Genomic DNA, 18,441 nt, shown 5'->3' with positions numbered 1-18,441 from the left:
TTTCATTCTTAGGTTCCACGCCAGTATTGAGCTCGATACTGTGAGTCTCTTGCTTGTCCCACATTAAAACTTCTATCTAAGGTCCGTGCTACTGACGCTCTTTTCGTTTTAGTCATAACCAAACACAACAAGGGTTTTGTGAGCTGACGCTAGCTATTTACCTAACAGATTTCACATTTATGTAAATTCAAATGATAATCGTTGTTATTCGTAAATCATTCTTTATAATGACGGCCAATTCGTTTGAATACATTTGTAAACCCTTTGGTTTATGCCATTTTTATGCGCTCGCGCTGGGGACATTCTGTGAAGACTCGTTTCGCCTACTCATTAATCGCACTTGCACTCGCTCAACATCAGTCGGCATTTGCCGCTGAAACCGTACTCGATAAAGAGGCTCCACAGCAGACCTTGTCTACGAGCTCACCAGTCCCCAGTCCTGCATCGACTCAATCCGCAGCCGATGGGGAGATAACACTCGCAGCACCTGAGCGTATTGCTGTCCATGGCCGTGCAATGCAAATGTACGTCGATAAAGAAACGACAGTTGGCACTAAGACGGCGATTAATGTGATGGAATTGCCGCAGTCGGTGCAAGTGCTGACCGAGCAGTTAATCGTCGACCAAGCGGCGCGCAATATTACCGATTTATACCGCTCTATCGCGGGCGTGAGTGAGTTTAGTTATTCGGGCGTGACCTTTCGCGGTTTCCGCGACGATGCCAACGTTTTTTATGATGGGGTAAGGGGCGATCCCTATTCGGGATTTTCTGTGCCGCAACTCTTTAATGTGCAGCGGGTTGAAGTGTTAAAAGGTCCTGCATCCGCACTTTATGGCGGCGGTGAACCCGGCGGCATGATTAACTATGTCACTAAAAAACCAACCTTTGTCGAGAGTAAAGAGCTGACCTTAAGTACGGGCAGCGAGGATATGATGGGCGGCTCGCTGGATTTCACCGGTGGCTTAACCCAAAATCTTGCCTATCGCTTTGGCGCCTATTATCAGCAGGAAGATAGCTTTCGAAATAATGCCGATAGTCAAAATGCCGAAGTGGCGGGTGGGTTACTCTACGAAATCAGTGATGATACCAAGCTTACTACCACTTTCGATATTATTAAGCAGGATTTAGGTGGCAATCGACTGCGCGGCGTTCCTGTCGATAATGACGGTAACTTCCTGGTTGCGCCATCCTATAATGCCAATGAGAAGAGTGACTTCCAGAAGATGGATGCACTGGTGCTGCAATCGATTCTCGATCATCAATTTACCGATAATTTCTCGGTCAAGACTCAGATCCGTTATCTGAATAATGATTCGACGCAGCAATATCATGAATCGAGAGGTTGGGCGACCTTAGATGCCAATAAAAAGCCCATTATGGGTGATGGCACCATTAAGCGTGAATACCGAGTTCAAGCACGGGCTAATGATGAAATCAGTTTAACCAATGATTTTGTCTATGCATTCGATGTTTTAGGTTTTGAACATGAATTCCTGTTCGGCGGCGACTATCACTATGTCGAAACCGAATATCAGTACAAATTGGCGACTGATAAGGATGGTGTTGGTAACCTGAATATTTTTGACCTTAACTATGGTGAAACCAACCCTAATAGTTACAACTTGAAGGATAAAAATACCGATGGTACCCGCGCTAACCGTTACGGCATTTATGTACAGGAACATCTGCACTTTAATGAACAGTGGTCATTAATTGCTGGTCTGCGTTTTAGCCAGTTTGATGATTATGATAAAAATACTGGTTTCTCCTTCAGCGATAACGCGATAACGCCAAGAGCAGGGCTTAATTATCGCCCAATTGATTCAATGTCCTTTTATTTGAATTACTCAGAGAGCTTCAATCCAGCATCTTTAACCAATCAAGCAGAAGATATTGGTGACGGTTTCCTCGATCCAGAAACGGGCAATCAAATTGAACTTGGGATGAAAAATGAATGGCTTGATGGCCAGTTTATGACCACGCTTGCTGTGTATCGCATTGAAAAACAAAATGTCGCCCAAGCTAACCCTTTAGATACTGGCGATGACGATGGTATTCCCGCTTTACTTAATTTGGGTGAAGTACACAGTCAAGGCCTTGAATGGACGCTGGTGGGGGATTTAACCGATAACCTGACCGTCACGGCAAACTATGCCTATAACGAGACCGAAGTGGTTAAAGGGGTAACAAACGATAGTTTAACCAATACGTTTGATAGTAAGCACTTTGCCAATGCGCCGCGCCATCAAGCAGGGATATGGACCCGTTACGATATCAATGCACTCGATTCGGCGATTGCTTTTGGTATGGACTATGTGGGCGAGCAGTTCAGCCTCGATGGCCAAACGGTGAAGCCCCATACGATTTTTGACATGAGCTGGACGACCCAGTGGGATCAAACTCAAGTTCGCTTAAATCTTAAAAATATCTTCGATAAAGAATATGCCGTCAGTGGTTTTAGCGAGCGTAATGGCCATTTCCCCGGTGAGCCGCGTAATATCTCGCTTGAACTGAGTCATAAGTTTTAATGCATTGATGTAAAAATAGCTTGTTCGTTAAGGATTATGAGCAAGCTGGAGCGAATGGGTTAATCTTGCGCGAATAACCGCCGTAGCTCTCTGTCTGTATTCGTGCATTTAGCATGGATTAACCTTGTGTGACTTATCATCTTAATAGTGTTTACCTATTAAGATGATAGTTTCTATCCGTTATCCTTTCTGATTCAGCTTGTTTAGACTCGCCTTATATGAATTATTCGATAAGGTTTTCCTATGCACGCCGTCAGCCACTTAGCCTCCAAAGACCCTCAATCTAACGCTAGCCCACAGGTGGCCCTGATTGCAGAAGGTGGTGGTCAGCGCGGTATATTCACCGCAGGCGTGCTCGATGCTTGGCTTGATGGCGGATTCGATCCCTTTGATTTATTTATCGGTACCTCAGCAGGTTCACAGAATCTCAGCAGTTTTTTGGCCCGCCAAAAGGGTTATGCCAAACGCTTAATCCGCGGTTTATCGCGCCATAAACGCTTCTATCGACTCGGTCGCGGGTTAGTCGGCGGCAATGTAGTCGATTTAGATTGGTATTTTGAGCAGACTCGACAAGGGATGTTTAAATTAGATCTTAACGCGGCGACAGCCTCACTCGGTCATCGGCAGTTACTGATCACCACCACTAATGCCAGTGATCGCAAAGGTTATTTTTTAAGTCCAAGCAGTAAAGGCCAGTGGCGCGAATTGCTAAAAGCTTCTAGCGCATTACCATTTTTATATAAACAAGGGGTGAAACTCACGCCTTGGCTGAGTGACAACGCCTGTAATAACGGCGCGGCTAATCATAGCGCCTCTGGTCACGGCACAGCATTAAGCGAAGGTATTGATAGTGATTTTTATCTCGACGGCGGTTTAGCAGCGCCTTTACCTGTGCGTGAGGCCTATCGTCGTGGTGCCCGCAAAATTGTGGTGATCCGTACTGTGAGCGAGGATTTTCAGGCGCAATCGGCTTGGGTTCACAAATTAAAATCTTGGATTTGTGTTTCTGGCTTTTGTCCGAAAACCATAGATTACTTAGTGCAGCACGAACAAGCCTATCAGGATGAATTGGATTTCATCGCTAATCCGCCAGAGGATGTGGAGATAGTGCAGATTTTTGCTGCTGAAAATTTGCAAAGTAAATTGCTGGGCAGTACCGATGCGGATTTACGCCATGATTATCATGCGGGGCTGAGTGCTGGAAAGCAGTTTTTAAGCCTAGATCCGATGGCGTTGACGCAGGGTAATGCTTATTTTCAAACTCAAGTGCAAACCAACGCTCACACTCAAACCCACATTCAAGCCCACTCTCAAATCAAGCCATTCAGTGCGTTGTCGGCCTAGTTTGGTATTTTAGCTAAGTCACCATTTTGTACGTGAGTAAGCAATAAAAGTAAAAAGCATTAAAATACAAGCGCCACCCTAGGGTGGCGCTTGTGGTTTGCAGTTTTAACCAGTTCATCAATCTAATTAATTAACTTAGCTCATCAATCTAGCTCATCAACCTAGTCCTTCAAGGTTAGGCTATTAATAACTTGAGGTGTGCACTGAGCGCACTGCTCGGCCTGATGGGTCGATAATGCCGCGTAAGCTTTCGTCCCAAGCCAATGCTTCTGGCGTTGAACAGGCGACGGATTTACCACCTGGAACCGTTTCTGCAGCGCCGCTCAGTGGATAATGTTCCTCAAAGAAGCAGCGATAGAAGTAGGCTTCTTTGGTTTCTGGTGTGTTGTATGGGAAACGGAATTTCGCGTTCGCCAATTGTAAATCATCCACACGCGCTGCCGCTTGTTCTTTCAAACCGTCAATCCAAGAGTAGCCCACGCCGTCACTGAATTGTTCCTTTTGACGCCATGCCACTTCTTTTGGCAATTTATGCTCAAAGGCTTTACGCAGAATGTGTTTCTCAATACGGCCATCCTTAGACATTTTCGCTTCAGGGTTGATGCGCATTGCCACATCCATAAACTCTTTATCGAGGAAGGGCACGCGAGCTTCTAATCCCCAAGCGGCCATGGCTTTGTTGGCTCGCAGACAATCGAACAGATGCAGCTTATCGAGTTTGCGGACTAATTCCTCGTGGAATGCCTGTGCGTTTGGCGCTTTATGGAAGTATAAATAGCCGCCAAATAGCTCGTCAGCACCTTCACCCGATAACACCATCTTAATGCCCATGGCTTTGATTTTACGCGCCATTAAATACATTGGCGTGGCAGCACGTATGGTGGTGACATCGTAGGTTTCTAAGTGATAAATCACTTCTTTAATCGCATCTAAGCCTTCTTGGAAGGTGAAATGGATCTCATGGTGAATCGTACCAATCGCTTCGGCGACCTTTTTGGCGGCGATTAAATCCGGCGCACCTTCAAGGCCGACGGCAAAGGAATGTAACTGTGGCCACCAAGCGTTGGTTTCGCCATCGTCTTCAATGCGGCGTTTAGCAAAGGTTTGTGTCACGGCGGAAATGATCGATGAATCTAAGCCGCCCGACAGCAACACACCATAGGGTACGTCTGACATTAATTGACGTTTGACCGCTGCTTCTAATGCGTCACGCAATTCTTCTTGGCTGGCAGGGTTATCTTTAACCGCATCATAGCTTTGCCAATCGCGAGTGTAGTATTTCACCGCGGCGGCATCGCTTGAGTACAAATATTGGCCCGGTAAGAATTCCTCTACCGTTTTACACACTGGCATCAAGGCTTTCATTTCGGAGGCAACATAGAAGTTACCCGCAGCGTCACGGCCTGTATATAGCGGGATGATACCCATGTGATCGCGGCCGATAAGGTATCTGTCTTGGGCTTTGTCATATAACACAAAGGCGAAGATACCGTTTAATTTATCAAGAAATTCAGTGCCGTATTCTTGATACAGCGCCAAGATTACTTCGCAGTCAGAGTTGGTTTGATAGCTGTACTTATCGCCTAGCTGGGCTTTCAATTCTTTGTGGTTATAGATTTCGCCGTTGACCGCGAGGATCAAACTGCCATCTTCAGTCAGCAGCGGCTGAGCACCGTGTTCAATGTCAACAATCGCTAAACGTTCGTGGGCAAGAATCGCCTTATCACTGGCATAAATACCTGACCAGTCAGGGCCACGGTGGCGCATTAGCTTAGACATTTCTAGCGCGACTTGGCGCAGTTCTTTGGCATCAGATTGGATATCTAAAATCGAAAAGATTGAACACATAGTACAACTCCCACACTGTCTGTCATTTGAGGATGTCTCAATTGAGGTTTAATGTGCCAGCTATTTAGGCATTTGCCAAACACTATTTTTGACGTTTTATCTGTTTATTGGTGTTTTTGTTGATTTAGATGTTTATGTTTAATGATTTTATTTGAGAATAATTCATTTAATTTGCGTTATTTTTGATGATTTGTTTTTATTATCTGATTTGGCATGAGGGGTTTTGGGGAATTCACAATGTGTTTTAAAAAAGTATCGATGATAGAAAAACCGCTAAAAAAGACCTTAAATAATGAGTTGTCCCGTTTAAGTGTTTTATTTTTAATCAATTAATGCGCTGAGTTTGGCATTAACCAATGGCATAAGCCTATTCAGAATTGTGTGGCAGGATGGATATTTCGCGATAACGGCATTGTTTGTGAGCTGAAAACAAAAAAAGCACGTGAATGGTTCACGTGCTTGTAGGTCTTGTTTGGCGCTTTGGCTGGTGGAGGAGACGCTTTATTCAGCTGGCGCTTTATTTCGCAGGTTCTACTAGCAGGCGTCAATAAGAGACGACTAACCCAACTGTCTCTCACAAGAAGCCAAAGACTTCGCTTGTTATTTTGCGTCCGTTACCAGTGTTGTTTTGGCTGGGCGCAGGCTATTGAATTCTGTGCCTTGATAGTATCCCGGCCAATCTTGGCTGTTGCCCAATGTGCGCGTGACTTGGTAGTAGATTTGCAAGTCTTGCAGCGCGCCGCTTAAATCCCAATCTTCACGATATTCATCGCAGACATTGTGATAACAGCCTTTCATTGTAGCTTGCATCTGGGTTTTATAAGCAGCCGTGGCTTCATCAACGGGGTTGCTACCGCCGCCGGCAAATACCGCTGGCACGCCCAGTTTGGCAAAGCTGAAATGATCTGAACGGAAGAAACCGCCCGAAGCGGGATTTTTCTCACCCATGGCGATGCGGTTTTGTTGTTTCGCCGCATCGATAAGATAAGTTTCTAACTCAGATTTACCTTTGCCGACGATGGTAAAGTCATTGGTTTTGCCATAGATATTAGTGCTGTCGAGGTTTAACACTGCCACGGTTTTGTCGATAGGATAAAGTGGATTGGCGGCGTAATAGCGTGAACCGAGTAAGCCCTGTTCTTCACCTGTGGTGGCAATAAAGGTGACCGAGCGCGCTAAACCATGGCCTTGTTTGGCATTGTCGGCTAATTGTCTGGCGATTTCGAGAATGCCGGCAGTGCCTGAGGCATTATCCATGGCGCCGTTATAAATTTTATCGCCTGTTTTCGTCTCGTCTTTACCTATGTGATCCCAATGGGCGGTAAACAAGATTTGCTCGTCGGCTTGTGTGCTGCCGGGGAGTGTGGCGACCACATTGTAGCTATTCGCGTATTCGGCTTTATTTTTAAAGGCGATGTTGGCCGTTTGTTCAAGGGGTAAATTGATTGAGCTGTCGGCGGCGCGCGCCATTAAATTAGGCAGTGATAAACCGGCTTTATCGAACAGTTGCGTAGCCGCGTCCAATGTAAGCCAGCCTTCGACTTGGATACGGCTATCTTGTTCTGCTTTACTGAGGACCAGATCTTGCTGTGGTCCAGTCCAACTATTTTCTATCACGGACCAAGGGTAAGAGGCGGGCTCGGTATCATGGATAATCAGTGCGCCGAGTGCGCCTTGACGACTGGCCTCTTCAAATTTGTAGCTCCAACGGCCGTAATAGGTCATGGCTTTGCCGTTGAATTTCCCCGAGTCAGGGCGAGCAAAGCCGGGATCGTTCACTAAGATCACCGCGATTTTGCCTTTCATGTCGAGATCTTGGTAATCATTCCAACCATATTCGGGTGCGTTCACTCCATAGCCGACGAAGACTAATGGTGCGTTCTCAATACTAATACCACCGTTATCGTGGCGACTGCTGAGCACTAGATCTTTTCGGTATTTAAAGGGTAATCCTGCCATTGTGACTTGCTGCGCTTCATCTGCGGTATAGCTCACCATAGGCACAGGTTGTAAAAAGCTGCCTTGGTACGCGCCCTTGAGTCCCATCTCTGTAAAGGCTTTGGTCAAATAATCCAAGGTGAGTTTTTCACCGTGAGTGGTGGGCGCACGACCTTCAAATTCATCGGATGACAGGGCTTTAATATCATTTCTAAAGCGCGCTTCATTAAACTGCACTGGTTTGAGTTCAGCTAAAGTGCTGTTGCCATCAGGCTCTGGTACATTAGGACTACAGGCACTGAGCATGGCCAACGCACAGAGGGGATACAGACGTCGCATAGGTTAATCCTACTGTTGTTTTAATTAAGGTATTTTAGATTTCTGTTAATCAATCAGAAGCGAGACTTATCATGAAGCAAGCCGCTGTGAGCCACAAGGCTGAGCGGCAGGTGAATGTGTTACTTAATGTTGCTTTACCCTATGCAATACGCCTTTGGGTAAGGCGTATTGCATGGGTAATGTTGGAATGACTTGTAGAATGACTGGCTACGCAGGGTTAGACAAAGGTTTAGATAATTGTTTAAACAACATCGATGTCGCCCGCGCAGGCAAACACATGGTTCGGGCGGAAGGGTTCTTTGTCAATATCTTCAAGCTTACTCACACCACTGGTGACCAGAATGGTTTCAAGCCCAGCTTGGAAGCCCGCCAAAATATCGGTACGCATATTGTCGCCTATGATGACAGTGTCTTCCGAGTGCCCATCGATATGATTAAGTGCAGAGCGAATAATCCAAGCGCTCGGTTTGCCCACGTAGAAAGGTTTCTTACCGGTAATACGTTCGATGGGTGAGCAGAGTGCGCCACAAGCAGGGCTGTAGGCTGGACCGTGAGTATCGGGGTTAGTGGCAATAAAGCGCGCGCCGCGTGCGATGAAGCCTGCCGCTTTATGGATCATTTCCCAGTTGTAGGAGCGGGTTTCACCGACAATCACAAAATCGGGGTTAATATCGGTAATGGTAAAGCCTGCTTTGTAGAGTTCGTGGGTGAGGGCGCCTTCGCCAATGACATAGGCCTTGCTGCCTTCTTGGTGTTTTAAAAAGTCGGCGGTGGCCATGGCAGAGGTGTAAAAGCATTCTTCAGGAATATCAATACCGGCGGCACTTAAACGGTTTTGCAGATCCTTACCCGTTTGTACGGGATAGTTAGTCAATATCACTAACGGATTGCCTTGCTCTAAAATGCGCTGGATAAATTTGTCGCTGCCGGGGATCAGTTTATTGTCGTGCAGTAGTACACCATCGATATCGCAGATAATATTTTTCATCTAATAGTCTCTTGTCATGCCGATCAAAAATCACTTTTCGTTAAGTTATCTAATGCCACATTGCCTCAGAAAACAATGCTTTTGTTGAAAATAGTTAAAAAAATAGAGACCCGAAGGTCTCTATTTTTTTGATTGGTACAACTTACTGTCAAGTGGAACTAATCGGGCGCGTAACCGCTTGGGCCGATAAGGTTGCCATCGAGATAGGCTTGGCCATTTTGCATGTTAAGACGTTGCTGACTAAACCATTTCACCACGAGTGGATAAATAGCATGTTCTTGCTCATGCACGCGGGCGGCGAGCATATCAGCGGTATCTTCTTCATAAACAGGCACTTTGGCCTGTAAAATCACCGGGCCTGCATCCAGCTCTGGCGTGACAAAATGCACGCTGGCACCATGTTCGCTGTCGTTAGCGTCAATGGCACGTTGATGGGTGTTTAAGCCAGTGTATTTCGGTAACAGTGAAGGATGGATATTGATCATGCGACCTAGGTAATGATTCACGAAATCATCGGTTAAGATCCGCATAAATCCTGCCAACACGATTAAATCGGGTTGGTACTGTTCAATCACTGTCATTAAACGCGCATCGTATTCAGAGCGAGATTCACCTTGGTGAGCTATCACGCAGCTGGTATCAATTTCGCCATGATGGGCGCGCACTAGGCCATAGGCATCGGGTTTATTACTGATGACTCCGACAACTTCGGCCTGCAGATTATCGTCGCAACCGTCGATAATCGCTTGCAGGTTACTGCCATTTCCGGAAATTAATACAACTACACGACAGCTCTGGGGCATTACAGGATCTCCACTTGCTCTTCATTACCTTCACGATCTGCGATAGCACCGATCAGCCAAGCTTGTTCGCCTTCTGCAGCCAGTAATGCAAGTGCTGCATCCACTTTATCGGCTGGCAGCGCGACTAACATGCCGACGCCACAGTTGAAGGTGCGATACATTTCATATTCTGCAATGTTGCCATTTTCCATTAACCAACTGAAAACAGCAGGCCATTGCCATGAATCGCCTTGGATAACCGCTTTTAAATTATCTGGCAGTACGCGCGGGATGTTTTCCCAGAAGCCGCCGCCAGTAATGTGTGCCATTGCATGTACATCTGATGCTGCGATCAGTTTCAGCAATGATTTCACGTAAATTTTAGTTGGCTCAAGTAGATGTTCAATTAGCGGTTTGCCATTGAGATCTTGTTGAGGGTCTGCTTGGCTCACTTCTAATACTTTACGTACTAAAGAGTAACCATTTGAATGAGGGCCGCTCGAGGCTAATGCGATAAGCGCATCACCCGCTGCCACTTTGCTACCGTCAATGATGTCGGCTTTTTCAACTACGCCCACGCAGAAACCTGCTAGGTCGTAATCTTCACCTTCGTACATGCCTGGCATTTCAGCGGTTTCACCGCCGATTAACGCACAACCAGATTGGAAACAACCTTCGCCGATACCGTTGACAACAGACGTCGCGGTTTCAACATCCAGCTTGCCTGTCGCATAGTAATCGAGGAAAAACAGTGGCTCAGCGCCTTGAACGATCAGATCGTTCACACACATGGCGACTAAGTCTATGCCGACAGTGTCATGTTTTTTATAGTCGATAGCTAAACGTAATTTAGTCCCAACACCGTCGGTGCCAGACACTAAAACCGGTTGTTTGTATTTAGTGGGGATTTCACACAGGGCGCCAAAACCACCTAAGTTGCCCATAACTTCTGGACGACGGGTACGTTTAACGGCTGCTTTAATGTTACTTACCAGTGCATTACCTGCATCAATATCAACGCCGGCATCTTTATAGCTCAGTGGGGTAGGTGTGCTCACGGAGGGATCCTCTCGGGTACATCGTTATTGGATTTTATGCGGCGGTATTCTACCAGCTTGTGCTAGGGGTCGAAAGTCATGATTTGGATTTATGCCCCTCGGCGGAGTTTTTTTGGTCTGAATGCGAGATATTCTATTTTTAGAGGTCTTGAGTTTGGTCACAAAATAGTAAATCACAGTAGGTAACTTAGACGATTGGGGATTATTCTTGCGAGATAGCTCACGATTAGACCGAATGGCAAAACTTTCTGTTTTACCTAGTAAACAAATCAACTAGAATCTGAAAAATTTGCCTAAAATAATACGCCGAAAAATAAGCAGGAGAGAAAAATGAAAGTTGTCGAGGTTAAACATCCTTTAGTGCGTCACAAAATCGGTTTAATGCGCGAAGGTGACATTAGCACTAAACGTTTCCGTGAACTAGCCGCCGAAGTGGGTAGTTTATTAACCTATGAAGCTACCGCAGATTTCGAAACTGAAACGGTGACGATTGAAGGCTGGAACGGTCCGGTTGAAGTCGATCAAATCAAAGGTAAAAAAGTCACTGTCGTGCCAATTTTACGTGCGGGTTTGGGGATGATGGACGGCGTACTCGAGCACATTCCAAGTGCGCGTATCTCAGTTGTCGGTATTTACCGTGACGAAGAGACTCTTGAGCCTGTGCCTTATTTTGAGAAGCTGGCCAGCGACATGAACGAGCGTATCGCCTTAGTTGTCGACCCTATGTTGGCGACAGGTGGTTCTATGATTGCGACCGTTGATTTATTGAAAAAGCGCGGTTGTACTTCAATAAAGGCCTTAGTGCTAGTGGCTGCGCCTGAAGGCATTAAAGCCTTAGAAGCGGCGCATCCGGATATCGAATTATATACTGCCGCTATCGATAGATGCTTAAACGAGAAAGGTTATATCCTGCCAGGTCTTGGTGATGCGGGCGATAAAATCTTTGGTACTAAATAGACAAAGTTGCTAAATAATTAGAGTTGCTGATGCTCAATTGAGCGGATGTGGTCAGTAAGGGAGCCTAGGCTCCCTTTTTGTTTTTGTTCAACACAATAATAACAACTTTATCTTAAGCTGCTAAAGTTTAGGACAAGGTAAATAATAATTATCTATTGAAGTTGTTTTTATTGGCTTATTTTGCAATTTTATTGATCGCACTTTACGTTTTGTGCAAGGTACATTGTCGGTAGAACAGGGATTAAGAGGAATTATGGGAAATTCGGCTCTCAACTGGTTATTATTGCGTCGATCATTTGAATTTGCGACCCTCTTGTTTGTCGTACTCCTACTTATTCTATTACCGATTAAAATCGATAGAGAGCATAAATCCTTTGTGTCTTTTGTAAAAAATGAGCAACTTACACCGAGTTATATTGAACTGCTCGGTAAAAGCTTATCTCTGCACGATATTATTGATTTCAATAAATCCTCTTTAGCGCTTTTTCAACTTGACCCTTCCAGATTAATGCTGCCGCAAGGGGGAGTGCTTTCCGCAGAAGAAGAACAAGTCTTACGCTACTTTGATTATCTCTATTCCAGTAAAAAGACCAATGCCGAAGATATATTCCTGTATGTGGGACTTTATCGCAGTGATGCCATGTATTTTGCCACCCCAATTCCTGAGGACGTAAAAGCGCGGCTGATTAAAGACCGTACTTCAACGAATGAGTTTTGTCAGAGTCTGCACTATTGCGCGAAAGACGCGACCCCAGAGTCCTTAGCCGATGGAATCGTATTATCCATTCCTTATCAAGATGAAGTCAGTGGAAAAGTCATTTTATCGATGGCATCACCGATTTCATCATCTAATGATCCTAATCATTTCATCGGTGATGTTATTGCCGACACGGCTCTAATGACGTCGGTTTTTATGCGTAATAAACATGTTGAATTGCAGAAAACGGATTATGGTACTGAGTTGGTGATCACGACAGATAGCCTTTGGGCTGAACTGACGCCGGAGTTCTTGTTTTATTCGATGACAAATCATTTAGATAACATGACTTCACTGACATATAAAATCAGTATATTTCGTTTCATTGTGTGGAATTTGCCCCTGTGGTTTTTGTTATCTATCGTGATCTTCTTCGTTCAAATTAATATCAATCGTTTTAGGAAACTTCGTACTGAGCGTCAACGGTTTAGTGAAGCGATGTTATTGGATGCTTTTACTCGAACCTATAATAAGAAAGTCTATGAGACCACACTGTTTGATGTCGCAACTAAGGGGCATTACGCGGTGATTTGTGTGGATGGCGACAAAATCAAAACCATTAATGATACCTATGGGCATAAACTCGGGGATATGGCGATCATGCAAATTGTTGATGCGATGCGCAGTGTATTTCGAGAAAATGATTTGTTAATCAGAACCGGCGGTGATGAGTTTGTCGTCATCTTGGCTAATTGTACTTTTGAACGGGCCTTATTGTTGGCTGAACATTTACGTCAGGCGGTCGCAGAGCGGCAGTTTTTAAATGTGCTGACAGTCTCCTGCGGTGTAGCTGATTCGCAAGATTATGCTTCCTTTGAGGCAGTGCTACAAGCGGCGGATAAAGCGTTATATGAGGATAAAAAGAATAAGCAAGGGAGTCGCAAACTTGACCCGACATCTTAATTATCACGTTAATTATTACGTTCATTATTACGTGAGTTATCGAGTGAATCAGTGAGTTAACCTGCTGCCCGCAATAAAGTGAATACCGAGATAAAAAACAGCGCGGAGAATGCCGCGCTGTTGTTACTTCCTAATACGGTAATATAAACATCTGCGATAACACTTACAACACCATGGCTGCAATCCAACCAAACACTAATAGTGGAATATTGTAGTGGATAAATGTTGGGATCACGCTGTCACGAATGTGATCGTGTTGACCATCGGCATTCAAACCTGCAGTGGGACCTAAGGTGGAATCTGATGCTGGCGAGCCCGCATCACCCAGCGCGGCGGCAGTGCCAACTAACGCGATTGTGGCCGCTACTGAAAAACCAAAACTTAATGCCAATGGTACATATATCGTCGCGATAATTGGAATGGTGGAGAAAGACGACCCAATTCCCATAGTGATCAGTAGACCAACCAGTAACATCAAGAAGGCTGCGAGGGCTTTATTATCCCCAATGATGTCGCTAAGCGAGGCCACAAGCGTACCCACTTCACCGGTTTCTTTCACTACAGCGGCAAAGCCAGCTGCTGAAATCATGATAAAGCCGATATTGGCCATCATTCGCACACCTTGGTTGAAGATATCTTGGTCGGCGACATGCTTCAAGGCACCCGAAAAACTGAAAATCATGAAGCCGACTAAGGCACCAAAAATCATAGAGTCAGTTTCAAGTTGTACGACGAGAGTGGCTAATATCGCCAGTGCAGCAATGATGATATTGCGTTTGTTGAGATTTTCTTCAGGTTCAGCGACCAACACTTTTGCCTCGTCGTAAGTCCGAGGTTTACGGTAACTGATGAATACTGCTGTGAGTAACCCTACGACCATACCCGCCGCTGGAATTAACATGGCTGGCGGAATTTGCTCGCGAGCAGCGGCTAAGCCATTGCTGGTTAAGTTGGAAAGCAGAATATCATTTAAGAAAATGCCACCAAAACCAATCGGTAAAATCATATAGGTGGTGACTAGGCCGAAGGTTAGAACACAAGCCACAAGGCGGCGGTCGATGTTCAGTTTGGTCATCACATGTAAGAGTGGTGGCACTAAAATCGGAATGAAGGCGATATGGATCGGTAAAATATTCTGTGAAGCCATCGACATAACGAGTAGCGATAACAGCAGTAACCAGCGTACCCAGTTAGTGTTTGTGGGATTAGGATCTTGTCCAAGGCTACTAATGATGCTTCTAGAAATCAGCGTCGTTAAGCCTGAATGCGATAGTGCGACAGCGAAAGCACCTAATAATGCATAACTGAGCGCAATTTGTGCGCCGCCACCTAAGCCTGTATTAAAGGCATCTATAGTTTGGTGCAGATCCATTCCGCCTACCAATCCCGCCACGAGGGCGCTCACGGTCAGGGCAATAACCACATTCACCCTAGCTAAACTGAGTGCTAACATTAAGCACACTGCAATTACGACTGCATTCATTATCAATTTTCTTAATTCTTTAAGCCAAAGGAGCTATTTTCGACTGCAAAGGCAGTGGATGTCCAGTTTGCCGAGGGCTTATCTGAAAAATATCTGAAAATGTGATCATGCTGGGTTTTGTCTGTTAGCCGAATGTGGATTGCTCCGCACACTGGATACGCAGATTGCTCTATCCTTAGTCAGGCAAAACGGAAATACCCTTGAAAAATGTGATATTGGTCTTAAATAGGTTGTAAGGCACAGCACACGACTTATAATGCCTAAGGATTTGATTGGTAAGAACACCTTTTAATCAGTAAGGATTTAACTTGACCTAGGTTGAGAACATACTGGCTAGAAGGCATCTTGCCTTACACTTAGTTCAACTCATAGATGGAGATATAAAATGAGCGTATTAGTAGGCCGTCAGGCTCCTGATTTTACTGCTGCAGCTGTATTAGGTTCTGGCGAAATCGTTGATAGCTTTAACTTGACTGCAGCCATCAAAGGCAAACCAGCCGTCGTATTCTTCTATCCACTTGACTTCACTTTCGTTTGCCCATCAGAGTTGATCGCTTTTGATCACCGTATGGAAGAGTTCACTAAGCGTGGCGTAGAAGTGATTGGTGTGTCTATCGATTCTCAGTTTACCCACAATGCATGGCGTAACACCCCAGTTGAAAAAGGCGGTATTGGCCAAGTTAAATACACGCTAGTGGCTGACGTTAAACATGAAATCTGTAAAGCATACGATGTTGAGCATCCAGAAGCGGGTGTGGCTTTCCGTGGTTCATTCTTGATCGACAAAGAAGGCATGGTTCGTCACCAAGTTGTTAACGATCTGCCATTAGGCCGTAACGTTGATGAAATGCTACGTATGATCGATGCACTGCAATTCCATGAAGAGCACGGTGATGTTTGTCCTGCTGGCTGGGAAAAAGGCGATAAAGGTATGAATGCAAGCACTGAAGGTGTTGCTGCTTACCTGTCTGAAAACGCAAGCTCACTGTAATTAGTACTTTTCTAATCACAGTCGCCTGTTAAATGAAAAAAGCTGCCAATGGCAGCTTTTTTGTTTTTTCATTGCTGAAGATCTATTGTTAACTGTTCAATTTATTCCACAGTACCGCTTTCTGCATCCTGCGCATCCACGGCCAGTAACGGCCAGCCACCTAATGATTTCCAACGATTCACTATGTGACAAAAAAGCTCCGCGGTACGTTCGGTATCATATAGCGCCGAATGGGCTTCTTTATTATCGAAGGGAATACCCGCCATAATGCATGCCTTGGCAAGTACGGTATGACCAATGGCGAGTCCTGCAAGCGTAGCTGTGTCAAAGGTGGCAAAAGGATGAAACGGCGAGCGTTTTAAGTCGCAACGTTCTATCGCCTTACTCACAAAACCATGATCGAATGCCGCATTGTGCGCCACTATGATACTGCGATGGCAGTCGGAGGCTTTTTGGGCTTTCTTCACGGCTTTAAAGATTTCTAAAAAGGCTTCTTTCTCGCTCACCGCTCCCCGTAACGGATTAGTGGGATCAATACCGTTGAATGCTAACGCTTCGGGTTCTAAATTTGCGCCTTCAAAGGGCTCAATGTGGAAGTGTAGGGTTTTATCGATTCCTATCACACCTTCATTGTCCATTTTTAGTAGGGTGACGGCAATTTCTAGCAACGCATCGGTTTGAGAGTTGAAGCCCGCAGTTTCGACATCAATGACTACGGGAAAGTAGCCTCGAAATCGGTATTTCAATTTGTTCGCGTCGCAAATGTCACTCATAAAGTACTCAAGAAAATTCACAGGGCGCTATTATGCTAAATGTGTTGGGGTGTGTCATGCTTGATTGGTGGTTTTATGAGCTAAAGGAACTAAATAGTTTGCCGATAAAGCCATGTAACCGATTAAACATGAGTAAAGGCTATGTGGCGAAAACTGATATTAGTATCAATTTTATGCGTTCCAGCAACTGCAATGGCAGAGTTGCGCCATTATGTCGCCTCTTTAAGTGATTCCCAGTGGCGAGTGAGTGAAAATACTCCCATCGTCTGTCGCCTTGAGCATGATATTCCTTCTTACGGTAAAGCAATTTTTACCAGTGAAGCGGGTAAACAGCAGAATATGACTTTTACCTTAGATATGTGGGTAAAACCTGATCAAGTGACGCAGGCGAAATTAATTAGCCGCGCGCCGCAGTGGCGTCCTGGTGTGGTATCGAAAGAGATCACTTCATTACATTATCAAAAGTACTTTAACGGTGAAGTGCCTAAGCGCGCAGCTTGGTCTATGTTGGCAGAGTTGAGTCGCGGTATGGAACCAACGTTTTACTATGCTGATTGGTATAACGAGTCGAATAAGATAGCTGTGGGTTTGTCTTCAGCTAATTTTGGCCGTAAATATACTGAGTTTAAAGCTTGTCTAGCGCATTTATTGCCCTATAGCTTTGAAGATATCGCTTTTACTGTATTAAATTACGATGAAGGCGGAACCGATTTAACTCGTTTCTCCCAGCAACAACTGTCTCGGGTGCAAGAATATTTAGCCTATGATCCCTTGGTAGAGTTAGTGCTGGTGGATGCGTATACCGACAGCTATGGCGGCCGTTCAGTAAACCAGAAAGTGTCGGATACACGAGCTGCGTCTGTAAAAGAGTTCTTTGTTGCCAGTGGTATTCCTCAAGATCGTATTGTCACATTTGGGCATGGTGAGCGTCGTCACGTGGCTTCCAATGATGAAATGGATGAAAGGGCGCGTAACCGTCGTGTTGTTATACGGATCAGTAAACCTTTGTAGTGTTTGTTTTACCTAGGTTTTAAGTGTTTTCCAATGCCAAGTTTATGACTTGGCATTGTCGTTTTTAAAAGAAGGAGAGTTCAGGCAGTATGCCACTTTAATCGAATGATTCGCTCAATTTGCGCGTATGGGTAAAAATAATGAGATTTTTTAATTTGTAGATATGACATATCCACCTCAACAAGTACTGCAGAAAGCGAGAGTGGGATAAGTACGAGTAATATAGATGAAGTATAAAACTTGGCCGTTGCAATAATCAGGATTGTGTTTGAAATGCTAAAAAAAAGCCCGCTTAAACTAAGCGGGCCGCAAAAATAATGCATTTGCAATCAACAAATTGAAGGAAGGAAGTCAAGCATAAGAACCAGAAAAGAAACTGAAGTGTTGGGAACACACCAGTTTAAAAGTTCTTTGTTTTCGATATCTGCAAGCAGTTATCTCCTGAAAACAAGCACATTCTATTGGGAAACCTGTTGTAAAACAAACGAGAAAAATTGCCCATAAACATTAGTAATTCTAATGGCTACAAAGGTGATTTATATCACTTAAGTCACTATTTACCTTGATTAATAACTTATAACTCACTATTAATGCATAATAATACACTTCAATAAGCTTATCCTTGCTGCTATTTTGTTAAATTCACGATACAGCTTAAAAAACTTCATATTAAGTTACGCCATTGCCATGATTTTTTTTGCTTGTATAGTACTTGCTGAAAAGGCCTTAAGCCCGAAACC

Annotated in this window: 13 protein-coding genes; 6 read left to right on the top strand and 7 right to left on the bottom strand. The window is 44.8% G+C overall.

Annotation, left to right across the window (positions count from 1 at the left end; translation table 11 throughout):
* The first annotated feature begins 282 nt into the window (after nt 1–282).
* On the top strand, nt 283–2,529 hold the full coding sequence (locus L5M37_RS01610) for a TonB-dependent siderophore receptor (protein ID WP_263199397.1): 2,247 nt from the start codon (nt 283–285) through the stop codon (nt 2,527–2,529).
* A 243-nt stretch (nt 2,530–2,772) separates the two neighbouring features.
* On the top strand, nt 2,773–3,873 hold the full coding sequence (locus L5M37_RS01605; protein ID WP_263199133.1) for a patatin family protein: 1,101 nt from the start codon (nt 2,773–2,775) through the stop codon (nt 3,871–3,873).
* Nucleotides 3,874–4,056: 183 nt separating this feature from the next.
* Here the strand turns inward: L5M37_RS01605 and asnB are convergent, their stop codons facing one another.
* The 5 genes from asnB to purM form a co-directional block, all read right to left on the bottom strand.
* Nucleotides 4,057–5,721: an asparagine synthase B gene (gene asnB, locus L5M37_RS01600; protein ID WP_105252850.1), complete on the bottom strand. Its 1,665-nt coding sequence runs from the start codon at nt 5,719–5,721 to the stop codon at nt 4,057–4,059.
* 600 nt (nt 5,722–6,321) lie between these two features.
* Nucleotides 6,322–7,998: a M28 family metallopeptidase gene (locus L5M37_RS01595; RefSeq protein WP_263199130.1), complete on the bottom strand. Its 1,677-nt coding sequence runs from the start codon at nt 7,996–7,998 to the stop codon at nt 6,322–6,324.
* Between the two features lie 241 nt (nt 7,999–8,239).
* Nucleotides 8,240–8,986, bottom strand: coding sequence for an HAD-IIA family hydrolase (locus L5M37_RS01590; protein WP_028760358.1), 747 nt, complete (start codon nt 8,984–8,986; stop codon nt 8,240–8,242).
* Between the two features lie 158 nt (nt 8,987–9,144).
* Nucleotides 9,145–9,789, bottom strand: coding sequence for a phosphoribosylglycinamide formyltransferase (gene purN, locus L5M37_RS01585; protein ID WP_006087455.1), 645 nt, complete (start codon nt 9,787–9,789; stop codon nt 9,145–9,147).
* On the bottom strand, nt 9,789–10,826 hold the full coding sequence (gene purM / locus L5M37_RS01580; protein ID WP_006081244.1) for a phosphoribosylformylglycinamidine cyclo-ligase: 1,038 nt from the start codon (nt 10,824–10,826) through the stop codon (nt 9,789–9,791). The genes purN and purM overlap by 1 nt, the downstream gene beginning before the upstream one ends.
* A 330-nt stretch (nt 10,827–11,156) precedes the next feature.
* Between purM and upp the strand changes: the two genes are divergently transcribed.
* Complete coding sequence (gene upp, locus L5M37_RS01575) at nt 11,157–11,783, top strand: uracil phosphoribosyltransferase (RefSeq protein ID WP_011789711.1); 627 nt, start codon at nt 11,157–11,159, stop codon at nt 11,781–11,783.
* Between the two features lie 253 nt (nt 11,784–12,036).
* Nucleotides 12,037–13,443 carry a GGDEF domain-containing protein gene (locus L5M37_RS01570; RefSeq protein WP_263199127.1) on the top strand — a complete coding sequence of 469 codons (1,407 nt, stop codon included), beginning with the start codon at nt 12,037–12,039 and terminating at the stop codon, nt 13,441–13,443.
* Between the two features lie 163 nt (nt 13,444–13,606).
* On the opposite strand, the gene L5M37_RS01565 is transcribed toward L5M37_RS01570, so the two are convergent.
* Nucleotides 13,607–14,926, bottom strand: coding sequence for a Na+/H+ antiporter family protein (locus tag L5M37_RS01565; protein WP_173496537.1), 1,320 nt, complete (start codon nt 14,924–14,926; stop codon nt 13,607–13,609).
* Nucleotides 14,927–15,311: 385 nt separating this feature from the next.
* Between L5M37_RS01565 and L5M37_RS01560 the strand changes: the two genes are divergently transcribed.
* Nucleotides 15,312–15,917: a peroxiredoxin C gene (locus L5M37_RS01560; protein WP_006081247.1), complete on the top strand. Its 606-nt coding sequence runs from the start codon at nt 15,312–15,314 to the stop codon at nt 15,915–15,917.
* A 101-nt stretch (nt 15,918–16,018) separates the two neighbouring features.
* Here the strand turns inward: L5M37_RS01560 and rnt are convergent, their stop codons facing one another.
* The gene (gene rnt, locus L5M37_RS01555; protein WP_105252848.1) at nt 16,019–16,690 is read right to left on the bottom strand and encodes a ribonuclease T; all 672 of its coding nucleotides are present in this window, start codon (nt 16,688–16,690) and stop codon (nt 16,019–16,021) included.
* A 141-nt stretch (nt 16,691–16,831) separates the two neighbouring features.
* Between rnt and motY the strand changes: the two genes are divergently transcribed.
* Nucleotides 16,832–17,701, top strand: coding sequence for a flagellar protein MotY (gene motY, locus L5M37_RS01550; protein WP_263199126.1), 870 nt, complete (start codon nt 16,832–16,834; stop codon nt 17,699–17,701).
* The last annotated feature ends 740 nt before the right edge of the window (nt 17,702–18,441 follow it).

The organism is Shewanella sp. SM69 (assembly GCF_025653985.1).
GTDB lineage: Bacteria > Pseudomonadota > Gammaproteobacteria > Enterobacterales > Shewanellaceae > Shewanella > Shewanella oncorhynchi.
Note: the sequence above shows the minus strand (reverse complement) of the source record. Positions and strands in the feature narration are given on the sequence as shown.

Bases quoted from the DNA above. Each gene is read 5' to 3' on its own strand.
- L5M37_RS01610 (WP_263199397.1), top strand. From the start codon at position 283: ATGCGCTCGCGCTGGGGACATTCTGTGAAGACTCGTTTCGCCTACTCA.
- L5M37_RS01605 (WP_263199133.1), top strand. From the start codon at position 2,773: ATGCACGCCGTCAGCCACTTAGCCTCCAAAGACCCTCAATCTAACGCT.
- asnB (WP_105252850.1), bottom strand. From the start codon at position 5,721: ATGTGTTCAATCTTTTCGATTTTAGATATCCAATCTGATGCCAAAGAA.
- L5M37_RS01595 (WP_263199130.1), bottom strand. From the start codon at position 7,998: ATGCGACGTCTGTATCCCCTCTGTGCGTTGGCCATGCTCAGTGCCTGT.
- L5M37_RS01590 (WP_028760358.1), bottom strand. From the start codon at position 8,986: ATGAAAAATATTATCTGCGATATCGATGGTGTACTACTGCACGACAAT.
- purN (WP_006087455.1), bottom strand. From the start codon at position 9,789: ATGCCCCAGAGCTGTCGTGTAGTTGTATTAATTTCCGGAAATGGCAGT.
- upp (WP_011789711.1), top strand. From the start codon at position 11,157: ATGAAAGTTGTCGAGGTTAAACATCCTTTAGTGCGTCACAAAATCGGT.
- L5M37_RS01570 (WP_263199127.1), top strand. From the start codon at position 12,037: ATGGGAAATTCGGCTCTCAACTGGTTATTATTGCGTCGATCATTTGAA.
- L5M37_RS01565 (WP_173496537.1), bottom strand. From the start codon at position 14,926: ATGAATGCAGTCGTAATTGCAGTGTGCTTAATGTTAGCACTCAGTTTA.
- L5M37_RS01560 (WP_006081247.1), top strand. From the start codon at position 15,312: ATGAGCGTATTAGTAGGCCGTCAGGCTCCTGATTTTACTGCTGCAGCT.
- rnt (WP_105252848.1), bottom strand. From the start codon at position 16,690: ATGAGTGACATTTGCGACGCGAACAAATTGAAATACCGATTTCGAGGC.
- motY (WP_263199126.1), top strand. From the start codon at position 16,832: ATGTGGCGAAAACTGATATTAGTATCAATTTTATGCGTTCCAGCAACT.